General features: G+C 35.9%; 11 protein-coding genes. All 11 read right to left on the reverse strand.

Going from position 1 to position 10,796, the window contains the following annotated elements; all coding sequences use genetic code 11:
• Position 1: 1 nt before the first annotated feature.
• Positions 2-838, reverse strand: a complete 837-nt coding sequence (locus BHU33_RS02685; RefSeq protein WP_054646924.1) for a phage tail domain-containing protein — start codon at positions 836-838, stop codon at positions 2-4.
• Entirely contained in the window at positions 838-5,274 is a 4,437-nt protein-coding gene (locus BHU33_RS02690; protein ID WP_056997534.1) for a tape measure protein, read from the reverse strand. Before BHU33_RS02690 ends, BHU33_RS02685 begins: the two co-directional genes overlap by 1 nt.
• Positions 5,275-5,513: 239 nt before the next feature.
• Positions 5,514-6,044, reverse strand: a complete 531-nt coding sequence (locus BHU33_RS02695; protein ID WP_054646926.1) for a phage tail tube assembly chaperone — start codon at positions 6,042-6,044, stop codon at positions 5,514-5,516.
• Between the two features lie 66 nt (positions 6,045-6,110).
• Positions 6,111-6,311 (reverse strand): MucBP domain-containing protein, encoded by a 201-nt coding sequence (locus BHU33_RS07765; RefSeq protein WP_082383582.1) that lies wholly within the window; start codon positions 6,309-6,311, stop codon positions 6,111-6,113.
• A 10-nt stretch (positions 6,312-6,321) separates the two neighbouring features.
• Positions 6,322-7,122, reverse strand: a complete 801-nt coding sequence (locus BHU33_RS02705) for a phage tail protein (RefSeq protein WP_054646927.1) — start codon at positions 7,120-7,122, stop codon at positions 6,322-6,324.
• Positions 7,123-7,518 carry a DUF806 family protein gene (locus BHU33_RS02710; RefSeq protein WP_054646928.1) on the reverse strand — a complete coding sequence of 132 codons (396 nt, stop codon included), beginning with the start codon at positions 7,516-7,518 and terminating at the stop codon, positions 7,123-7,125. It abuts the gene before it with no gap.
• Entirely contained in the window at positions 7,511-7,930 is a 420-nt protein-coding gene (locus BHU33_RS02715; protein WP_054646929.1) for an HK97-gp10 family putative phage morphogenesis protein, read from the reverse strand. The genes BHU33_RS02710 and BHU33_RS02715 overlap by 8 nt, the downstream gene beginning before the upstream one ends.
• Before the next feature lie 2 nt (positions 7,931-7,932).
• Positions 7,933-8,280: a phage head closure protein gene (locus tag BHU33_RS02720; protein ID WP_054646930.1), complete on the reverse strand. Its 348-nt coding sequence runs from the start codon at positions 8,278-8,280 to the stop codon at positions 7,933-7,935.
• Positions 8,273-8,608, reverse strand: a complete 336-nt coding sequence (locus tag BHU33_RS02725; protein ID WP_054646931.1) for a head-tail connector protein — start codon at positions 8,606-8,608, stop codon at positions 8,273-8,275. Before BHU33_RS02725 ends, BHU33_RS02720 begins: the two co-directional genes overlap by 8 nt.
• Positions 8,609-8,610: 2 nt before the next feature.
• Positions 8,611-9,855: a phage major capsid protein gene (locus BHU33_RS02730; RefSeq protein ID WP_054646932.1), complete on the reverse strand. Its 1,245-nt coding sequence runs from the start codon at positions 9,853-9,855 to the stop codon at positions 8,611-8,613.
• Complete coding sequence (locus BHU33_RS02735; protein WP_054646933.1) at positions 9,839-10,636, reverse strand: head maturation protease, ClpP-related; 798 nt, start codon at positions 10,634-10,636, stop codon at positions 9,839-9,841. The genes BHU33_RS02730 and BHU33_RS02735 overlap by 17 nt, the downstream gene beginning before the upstream one ends.
• Positions 10,637-10,796 lie beyond the last annotated feature (160 nt).

Below are 10,796 nucleotides of genomic sequence, written 5' to 3' on the forward strand. Positions count from 1 at the left end.
CCTAAACATAAATAAATGGGAACACAAACTTAATATCAAATTTTTCACAGCCACGTACACTAATATGATTAATGCCTTTTTCTAATTTAATATAGCCAAAATTAGTGTTGTCATTTACATTATTTTCATTTTCATAAGCATTAACACCATCAAGAACAATCGTTCGATTGAAATTGTTTTCGCCAGTGAAAGTAAACACGCTATCATTGTCAGTATTAATAATTGATATTCTTGAACCTACATAACTAATCACTATTTTAAAATCACATTTCTGTAAATATGGATCTATTGGAATAGAGCTTGGGTTGATTAAATCAAAATCTGGTTGTTTAATGATATGAAAATCTTCTTTATCAACTACTGGAATATCCCAACCAAGTGGAAAATCATCCCACAAATCTAATTGATTAAGTGAATCATAGCGACTAAATTTATATCCACTTGGATTTTCAAAAGGAATATTAATAAAACAATCCCATCCGCCTTCTTGAAATGGCTTAATATCAAAGCCGACCGGACGCAAGAAATAAACAAACATTGGATCAGCATCTGTTCTAATTCTAAAAAGTTTCTTTTGCATAAAGAAGTCATAAAGCTGTTGACGTTTAGCCTGGTAATCGTAGTAAGTTCCAAAATTCATGTCTAAATTAACGTTAACTGTATTTTTACCAAAGTTACCATAGTTAAATATATTTCCATCGCTAACATTGCTATCTTGATAACTATTAGTTAATACTGGACTATTATTGTCAATCCCATCGAATTTTACAAAAGGAAATAACTCAGTTAAGTCTATTTCTGGTTGTGCATCAATTGATATCCAAATTTTAGGCTTCATTATGCAATACCTCCATTAAGTTGTTGATATCCAAGTAATTGACCATTTTGGGCGTCTTGCTTATATCTATCTTGTGGAGTTTGAGCGGTATTAATAACTGCATTAGTAGTTCCGTTTTGAGCTTTAATTGTTTCAATCTGTAAATTAACTAAATCTTTAACAGTATCTTTTAACTCACTAACTTCATTAATTAAGGCTGCTACTTTATCATCTTGTTTACTGTTAAATTTAGTATCAAGATTTACATCTGAATTTCCAGCTAACATATCCAAGACTTGGTGCATTAATTCGGTTGTCCGGCTACGCTTAGAAGAATCTAATGGAATCACAACTTCATTCATGTTGTGTTCGCCAACTTCAATCATTTGATGATGATTAAGAAATCCACCGTTTTCCCATCCGTGACCATTACCAACGCCGCCCCAGCCACCTTCACCACCACGCTCCAAGACGTGGATTGCGGCTAAGATTTCGTCGTAACCATTTTTCCAGTCAGTGTGACCAGGTAAAGCATCGGCAGCCCAAGTTGAACCAGAAAATTGAAGTAACCCACGGGATTCATTACCGCCAGAGTTAACATCATGAATTTGTTGCATTATACGAGGATTACCGCCAGATTCAGTCTGAATTTGCCTAAGTAGCTTAGCAACCTTCCAATCAGCAGGAGCTACGCCTAATTGCTTAAATGCTCGAACGATGTAAGGACGCCAACGAGCTGCACCAGAACCAGCTGGACCAGAACCAGCTGGAGCTTCCATACTTTCAAATTGTTTCTTTACCCAGTTTATAGATTCAGCAGCTAGTTTCTTAGGGAAGCTAGTAATAATACTACTTGCTAATTTAATGTTTGAACTGAATCCACCTAAGAAGTGACTGAATGTTGATTCCATGAACTTAGCTGGATTCTTTAAGATATTTTCAACGTCACTAAAAATATCTTTAGCTCCGTTCCAAAGTCCACCAAAGAAATCACCAATACCATTCTTATAAGCAGGTAGGCCCATCATTTTCGCCATTGAAGCAGAACGTTCACCATCGAGAACTGAAGTCCCTTTTGGCAATGGAATAATCATATTTCTTTTATTCGGGAACATCCCAACTTGTCCATTTGGTAATTGATACATTTCACGGAAATTGCTTCCTGGCGCATCGTTAACAATAGCTAGTCCGCCTTGGTGTGTATCTTTAGTACCATTAGCATAACTGACTAAAGGAATATGAAAGCCATCAATTTTGTGTGCTCCGACTTTGTCTAAAATCCAGTTAATACCGTCTTTTAATTTACCAAGCATTGAATCAATTGGCCTAATAACACCATTAGCAATTTCAGCTACAACATGGCCAACCGTGCTTACTGCGCTTTTAGCAGCATTAATTACTCCATTCCACATATCAGACCACATTCTGCCGACAAAACTAGTTACATCATTCCAGATGTTTTTAATGCCACCAACGAAACCATTAAATACATTAGTGATACCATTCCAAATCCCTTTACCAACATTAGAAACAGTGGTCCAAGAACTACCCCAAACATTCGTAACTACATTAAGTGCGCTTGTGAAAGTATTTTTTATTCCGTTCCAAAATCCACCTAAGAAATTAGTAATACCATTCCAAATTCCTTTTCCGACGTTAGCAACAGTATTCCAAACATTGTTCCAAATGTTCAAAATGAAGTTTAACGAACTATTAAACATTGATTTAATACCGTTCCAGAAACCACCTAAAAATCCATTGATTCCATTCCAAATTGATTTCCCTACATTTGAAATACCATTCCATTCAGCAGACCAAATTTTAGCAACAAAATTAAGTGAACTACTAAATAGATTCTTAATTCCATTCCATACACCACCAAAGAAATTTGAAATACCACCAAAAATAGAAGTAACAATGTTTTTCAAACTATTCCAACCGCTAGACCAGTTTTTAGTAATGAACCCTAATGATGTATTGAACACATTTTTTACGCCGTTCCAGAAACTACCAAAGAAGTTTCCAATTGCTCCAAATCCTTTAAAAATAACATCTCGAACAGTATTAACAAAATCTCGAAATGGTTTAACGTTTTTATAAAGCATTGCTGAAATACCAGCAAATGGATTAAGAATAAATAGACCAATCTGTTTCCAATTATTTTTAAATAAATTAACTACACCACCAATAAAACTTCCAAATGCTTTAGTAGCTTGACCTAACAATTTACCAATCCCACTAAAAAATTGGCCAAATGTTTTAGTGATATTTCCAATTGCACTACCAGCACCTTTTACCAAACTATTAAATACATCTTTAGTAGTCTTACCAATAGCGTTCATAATATCTCTAGCAGTTTTACTATGGTTGTAAAGTTCAATTAACCCAGCAGTTACTGCTGTAATTGCAAGTATAACAATACCAAATGGATTAGCATTCATAACAACATTAAGAGCTTTCTGTGCACCTTGAACTATTTGAATAGCTGCATTCCAAGCCATCATAGCACCCTTTACAGCTAGTATTGGTGCAACTATTCCACCAATTGCTGCACCAACTGCTTTTACCATATTTTGGTGTTTCCCAATTTCCTGTAATGCTCCAGCAACTAATTTAAGTGGATCAAAAGCCTTTTTTGATTTCCCAAAAATACTTTCAAATACATTAGCAATATCCTTCCCAATACCAGAAAAAGTATCCCATACTCCACTTGCTAAAAGTCCAACAATTTTAGTAAGGCTACCTATAATTGACAATATATTACCCATACTTCCTGAAATAACCTTTATAACCTGTGCAGAAGCATTAGCTATATGTCCAATTGCACTACCTAATTGCGTAGCTGCATTTTGAGTTTCTTTACTATCTAATACCTTTGTTAATTCGCTTAAGCCAGTACTAGAAACTTGGACTAAAGGCTTCATTAAAGCCTTACGAGTATCAGCCCACGCTGTTTGCATATGATGAGTTGCACCGTCAGTTGTTGAATTAAATTTCTTAGCATTAGTGTCAAAATTCCCACCAGCCTTTGTTAACATATCGTTAAATTGTTTAGCAGTCATCTTTCCAGATCCAACTAAATCTTGAAATGCTTTCTTACTCATTCCAGCTGATTTAGCCATCACTGAACTTAACCCTGGAGCTTGTTTTTCAAGCCTTCCGAGAGAAAGAGAAGTAACTTTTCCACTAGACTCAATCTTATTAAGACCACCAGCAAATGCATCTGACTGCTGTTGACTCAAATGCAAAGCATCTGACAATGATCCAACACCTTTAGTAAGGTCTTGTGTTTGTTTAACATTTCCGCTCATTCCATAGAATTTCTGCGTTAATGCTGTAACCGCCCCACCAGAAAGATTAGAATTCTCTTTAATTTGCTTAATTGAGGTGCCAAGTAAATCAATTTCTTTAGTACTTGCACCCATATTTTTGAACTTATCCGAAAAAGTTTCGGCAGCCTTAGCATCATCGTATCCTGCCTTAACCTGTTCTTGAAGCTTTGAAGTTACTGCTGTAACACCATTCAATAATGCACCACCAGCAAAGAAAGACATCATTCCACCAACTTTGCTTTTGGTTTCATCACTCTGATCACTGGTCTTTTTAAAACCGTTCATCATTGATTTAAAAAATCCTTGCGGAGCTTCTTTTCCAACAGCTTCACTTAATTCATTAGTTTTAGTTTTGGTTTCGGCAATGCTAGTCCCAGTTTTATCAATTCTGATTTTTTGGGTGTCAAGAGATTCATTTGCACGATTTAAAGCAAGTTTAAGGTCATTAACTTTGTTTTCTTGATCTTTATACTCATTAGAATTTTTTTGACCCGCTGAAGTCATTTCATCTAACTTACTTTTGGCGGTCGAGTAAGATGCAGAAAGTTCTTTAACCTTTGACTCATTATTTTTAAGCTCTGCTGCTTGCTTATCATATTGTGAATTTAGGTTAGCAAGTGCTTCTTTATAACCACTTAATTTAGCTTTATTGGCACCTAATTCATCACCTTCAGCTTTTAAACGGTTTGAATAAGCATCAGTTTTTTCAATTGTAGTTTGATAACCACGCTGTAATTCAGCTAAGCCACTAGAATAATAAGTCATTGATTCTTTAGCACGATCTTGTTGAGCTGAATAACTAGCTAATCTATTTTCAGATTGTTCAATCTGCTTTTGAAGTTTTAGATAAGATTCAGCGCCTTCTTTTGTTTTAACGTCTAAGTCACTTTGCTTATCTTTTAAAACGTCAATTTTGCTTTGAAGTTGAGTCATTACTTGATCAAGCCCAGAAACTTTAGCTTGCATAGCACCTAAACTATCACCAACGCTTGAAGCCTGAGCAATTCCAGCCTTCATTGAGTTAACTGCTGACCCAAGGGCAGAGTCAAGGCCTTTAATGCTTTGTTGAGCACTAACCGTATTAATAGCAATTTCAGTTGCCATTGTATAGGATATACCAGACATTTATGTACCTCCTTTCTTTCGTTCTTATGAAAATAAGCTTTGTAATTTCTTCTGTGCTTCAGCTGCGTCCATTGGTCGTTCATCTTTTGGACGGGCTTTTAACGTTTCTAAAAGATTTAAGTAATTTTGTTTATCCACATCATCAGGTAAAATTCCATAATTTTGAAATAACTGCTTTTTTAAATAATTCCAGTCTTCAATTTCATTTTTTAAAGCAACTTCTTGTTTATGAAGACTTTCTAACCTTTTTTTGGGCTTACCTTTTCCTCTAATTTAGCTTTACTGATAGCTTTGTCATATTCTTCGTCACTCATACCATTGGAACGACTGTTTAAGTAACCGATGTATTGACCGATTTCTTCATAGCCAATATTTTTATTTCTAACAACTTCCGATTGTCTGTCATCAAGTTCAAGAAATTTAACAATTCCATTAATGAAGTCTTTTTTCATTTGATCGGCTTGATCTAAATCAGAACCTGTACTTTCTAAAGTTTTAAGTTCTTTATTTAGTTTTAGGCGTTTAACTTCTTTTTGTAGTTTTAGTTTTTCAATTTCGTCTTTAGCTTCGTCAACTTGCTTAGTTAATTCAGCAATCTTGATATCAGTGTTATCATCTAATGCTTTAAGTTCAGCTTTAGTTGCTTTAGTTTGCCATTCGGTAACTTTTAAAGCTAGTTCTCTAGTTTTGTTTTGCAACCCACCATTTTCTTTTAATCTGATTGGTTCATCTAATCCAATTTCTTTAGTTCTAAATGTAATTGTGGACATAATTCCTCCATAGAAAAAAGCCGCCCGAATTAACGTACTGTTTATTTCTTAGGCGACTAAAGTTTTTTAATTATTTTTCTTATAAGTTACGATTGCACTTTGACTAATCAATAGTTTCCCAATTAAAGGTACAGTTGTTTTTTCATACGTGTACCCATCAACGGAAGGATTAGGAATAGTATAATCATCACCGCTTTTACCACTAACTGAAGTATCTGTTAGACCTGGAATACTATTCCCGTCATCATCTTGATAATGAACAGTAATAGTTACACCACTAGGGTTTGCTCGGTGTAGTTACACCGGTTGTACTTGATGTAGTTCCACCGGTTGTACTTGATGTAGTTCCACCGGTTGTACTTGATGTAGTTCCACCGGTTGTACTTGATGTAGTTCCACCGGTTGTACTTGGTGTAGTTCCACCGGTTGTACTTGGTGTAGTTCCACCGGTTGTACATCCTTTAAATACTTCGCTGAACATTTGTTCTTCAGTGAAATCAGTATCACCTGAATTGTAGAAACCAATAATTGATTGGTTACCATTTGCATCAACAAAGGTTGCATCGTCAATTGGAGCCAAAGCATCATAAGTTAACGTTGGATCTGATTCTGTTTGGTTATTGTTATCTGTTCCGTGTTTAATAGCTGGCATAATAACTTCACCATTGGCAAAAGCTTCATATGCTTTATTTCCATCGTATGTGTCTGATTCAATAATCATTGCTACGTGTGGTTTAATACTAGTATTTGGAACATAACCACTACCCGATTTAACATAACCAAGCAATTTGTACATTAATTCACGTGGCATATCTAACATAACAACAGCAACTTCAGGAGCTGGAATACCATGAGCAATACGTTTAACTTGGTTATTTGCGTATTTCTTCGTTCCTTTTTCTTCAAGTTCTGAAATGTCAGCTGACGTAGCACCTTGACCGTCTCCATCAACATAAGTGAATCCTGTATCGCTAACTCCATTTGCACCAGTAATTACTTCACCAGTAGCTGAATCCATGATGGCAAAGTAAATTTTTCTAATACCATGGACAGAAGCTAATAATTGTTTTTCAGCCATTTAAATTCCTCCAATTGTTTTTCTAAAATAGAATGTTTTAGTAATTTGATTAGTGAATGGATCATTTACGTGTCCTTCACTTCTTTGAACGTTCCAGCCGTTTTGAATAAATAATTTGGCAAGTTGGATTTCTGCTTGCAACAAATTAAAACTTTGGTTGGGGTTAAAAATCTTATAAAAAAGCTGAACCTCAATTGTTGAGGTCCAGCCTTTAAATGTATTGTTGGCTATCCGTGCCGGCTGGCTTTCTACTTCCGTCAGCACTGCACTCGTTTGACCGGTTTTGTCTTTTAGACTAAGCTCGTTTGATGTTTGATAAATGTTATCAATCCAATCGAACTTAGCTGATTGAATTAGTTGTTTGGCTTCGACTACCGGCATTACTAAGTTATCCACGCTTAAAGCCCTCCTGATACTTGTCGGCCATGGCTTGAAAAACTTCGTCTTTGCTTTCATCACGTGCTTTATCCACAAAGTGATCGCCTTTTAGATGATGAGAAGTTCCATCGTTCAAAAAGCGGGCAATTCTCCCATGGTTAATTCCTGAATCAGAAGCATCTTCAAATCCAACTGTTGAATTACCGTTTTGAACACCATCGAGATCTTTGTTAACTACTTTAATTGAATCGGCTAAATGCTTAACCTTTCCCAATTTTCGGTCTTGATAATGAGATGCACGAGTGTTTTTTTGTAAAACGTCCGCAAATTTATTAGCTCCAACTTTTGTTATCTGCTTTTTAGCTTCAGCTGTTGGAACAGCACGATTGATTTTTCTCATCATTTCGGCCATTTGTTCATCAAGTCCCATAACTAAGCCTCCTTTTGGATTTGTTTAATCGTCAAGGTATCATAACCGCCAAATCCCCAGCTATCATCAGGAACATAAGAAAGAATTGTAAAGAGCTTATTATCATAGCCAACATAAATTTGTTCAGCAATTCGGTCATCGTGTTTAACTACGATATCTACCGTGTCTTGCAAGTTAGCACCAATTGCAGTGATGTTTTGAAAGCGAGTTCGTTTGAGTGGCTTGGCCCACACTTTAAAATTTTCTACTGGCACACGGTTTGTAGTCCCAGTATTTTCATCATCAACTGAATTTTCTTGATAAAACTGAACTTTCAAAGAAAAATCGCTGTACAAATAATGTTTAGCCATTTTCTGCCTCACTTTCCGCTTGCAAATACATCCCCCGTAAAGCACCGACAATACTGTCGTAGGTACTGTTTACTGGATATTGGGCACTATCAGTAACAGAAACTCGGTAAGTATAAAGAGTTCCAGCTAATGCATAACATGCCGTTCGGTATAGCGTTTTAACATCATCATTTGAATAGAATCCATTAAAATCTTTACCGACTGCAGTTTGTAAAGAAACTTCAGCTGTATTTAGATAGTTGCGTAGAATCGAATCATCTTCATCAGTTAGAATACGCAACGTGTCTTTAAGACTGTTAAGGTCTTCATCGGTATTCAACAAAAGCATGACTATTTACCAGTTCCTGTAGTTGAAGCAGTTGGTGCAGTTGGAGCAGTTGGTACTTGGTCAGGAATGTCTTTAAATGAACCGTTGACAAAAGCACCATCATCAGCAATTTCAACATCAAAACGATCAATAACACGTACTTTATTAGTATCATTTTCAAAAGCACCAGCTCCAACATTAGTTGAGAGTAAGCTCATTTGTTCACGGTCAAACAAAGTAACACCTTGTGTTAAATCTCCGAAAATAAATGGATGTGAACCAGCATTATCAGGTAACCAACGGTCTGAAACAACAACAACAGGAGTACCATTGATTTGCTTTTTAGATGGATCAGTAACATCTGGTTGAATTAAGTAACGACCTTTAGCGTCTTTAACTTGAGAAAGAACATCAAAACCAGAAACATTAGTAAAGATTGTTGAAGTAGCAGCAATTGCTGGATCTAATGACGTGTTAAGAGTGTGGATAACATCATCAAATTTAGAAATAGTTGGTTTCTTTGATTGATTACCAACAGCTTCCAGAATCTTTTGGTTGCGAGTAACAACGACTTTTCGAGCAATCCAGTTATTCAAGTAAGCCATCAAATTCTCAGCACTATCTTGAAGTAGTGTATTAGTAATTGTTGAAATGCCAGCGTAACGGTGAATTTGGTACTTGACGAGAGTTAATGCTGGATCGTCGTTACTTCCAATTTCAGCAGTTTCATCATCAAGGTTAGCTAATGGTGTAATATCTTGGAATTTTTCCCACACACGGCTACCAGAGATTGTTGAAACAGCTTCAACATTTACAAAGGGTTCTAGTGATTGATATTGACGAACTAATTGATGAATAGCTGTTTGTTGATCGAGTGGAATAGTTAATCCAATTTGGTTACCATTTACATCAGTCGATGAAGTCATTTCATCTACGATTTTAGGATCGCCCTTCATCATTCCAACAAACTTGTTGGCAAAAGTTAATTTATTTTTGTTTGTGTTAATTTTTGTGTTAACTGGTTTAGGATTATCTCCTTTATCATCAATTTCAGTATTAGCTGGTTTTTGATTTGCTCGTGCAATATCTAAAGAATGTTTAGCAGCGTCACGTTGTGCAACTGCTTGATCATATTCATTTGATAACTTTTCGTAATCTTCCTTACTAAATTCGTCATTTAAAGCTGCTGCTTGCATTTTGTCCGCAAGGTCACTAACTTGTTGTCCTCTTGAAATCCAAGCGGTGTTTAGGTCATTGATTTTTTGCATTAAAGTTCTCCTTAGTTAAATTAAATTTATTTAATAAAATAGCCAGCTTCTCGTTTGATTGAGAAGTTGGCTTCTCGTTTGATTGAGAAGTTGGCTTCTCGTTTGATTGAGAAGTTGGCTTTTGAGCTTTGTTTTCTTTTGGCTGTAAGTCGCCAGCTTTTAATATTTCTTTAAATCTTGCTAATCCAAGTTGTGTTGGAACTGCTGCTAATGAATTACTAAATACGGGCTGCTTTTGCGAATCGGCAAAGGTCATAATGTTGTCACAGAATCCTTTATCTTTGGCTTCCTTAGCATTCATAAATGTTGTATTAGACATCATCTGCAGAATGGTTGAATCGTCTAATCCAGTTCGTTCTGAATATAAACTAACAATCATTTGATCAGTAGAATTTAAAGAATTCATAACTTGTTCTAAGTCATCCGCATTTCCTGACATACTTCCAACACTAGCTTTATGAATCATCATTTGAGCAGATGGTGACATGTTAATGGTGCTACATGCCATAGCAATTACTGAAGCGGCACTTGCGGCCAGTCCTTCAATATTTGCAGTTACTGAATTATTCTGTTGAGCATTTCTTAACATTGTGTATATTTCGCTTGCGGCAAATACGTCTCCACCGTCGCTTGCAATTTGAACATCAACTTGTTCACCATTAGTTAAATTAGAAAGTGCATCGCTAACTTTTTTAGGGCATACATTTTGCATTTCAAAGTAGTCCATAAAGTCCCCAGTGTCATTATCAACTACTGGGCCTTTTACATTAATTGTTGCCATTATTATCACCTCCTTTCGCTGGATATACCGGTTCTGGTAAATCAGTTCCAATAAATCCTGACTGCTGAAGTAATACCGTTGCTTGGTTAGGAGCAAGTGCATTATGTGCAGATAGGTCAGAAATCGCAGACGCAAAAACATCTCCAGTTGGATCAACCGC

Origin of the sequence: Fructilactobacillus lindneri DSM 20690 = JCM 11027 (genome assembly GCF_002907375.1) — a bacterium.
Classification (GTDB): domain Bacteria; phylum Bacillota; class Bacilli; order Lactobacillales; family Lactobacillaceae; genus Fructilactobacillus; species Fructilactobacillus lindneri.

Bases quoted from the DNA above. Each gene is read 5' to 3' on its own strand.
- BHU33_RS02685 (WP_054646924.1), bottom strand. From the start codon at position 838: ATGAAGCCTAAAATTTGGATATCAATTGATGCACAACCAGAAATAGAC.
- BHU33_RS02690 (WP_056997534.1), bottom strand. From the start codon at position 5,274: ATGTCTGGTATATCCTATACAATGGCAACTGAAATTGCTATTAATACG.
- BHU33_RS02695 (WP_054646926.1), bottom strand. From the start codon at position 6,044: ATGTCCACAATTACATTTAGAACTAAAGAAATTGGATTAGATGAACCA.
- BHU33_RS02705 (WP_054646927.1), bottom strand. From the start codon at position 7,122: ATGGCTGAAAAACAATTATTAGCTTCTGTCCATGGTATTAGAAAAATT.
- BHU33_RS02715 (WP_054646929.1), bottom strand. From the start codon at position 7,930: ATGGGACTTGATGAACAAATGGCCGAAATGATGAGAAAAATCAATCGT.
- BHU33_RS02720 (WP_054646930.1), bottom strand. From the start codon at position 8,280: ATGGCTAAACATTATTTGTACAGCGATTTTTCTTTGAAAGTTCAGTTT.
- BHU33_RS02725 (WP_054646931.1), bottom strand. From the start codon at position 8,608: ATGCTTTTGTTGAATACCGATGAAGACCTTAACAGTCTTAAAGACACG.
- BHU33_RS02730 (WP_054646932.1), bottom strand. From the start codon at position 9,855: ATGCAAAAAATCAATGACCTAAACACCGCTTGGATTTCAAGAGGACAA.
- BHU33_RS02735 (WP_054646933.1), bottom strand. From the start codon at position 10,636: ATGGCAACAATTAATGTAAAAGGCCCAGTAGTTGATAATGACACTGGG.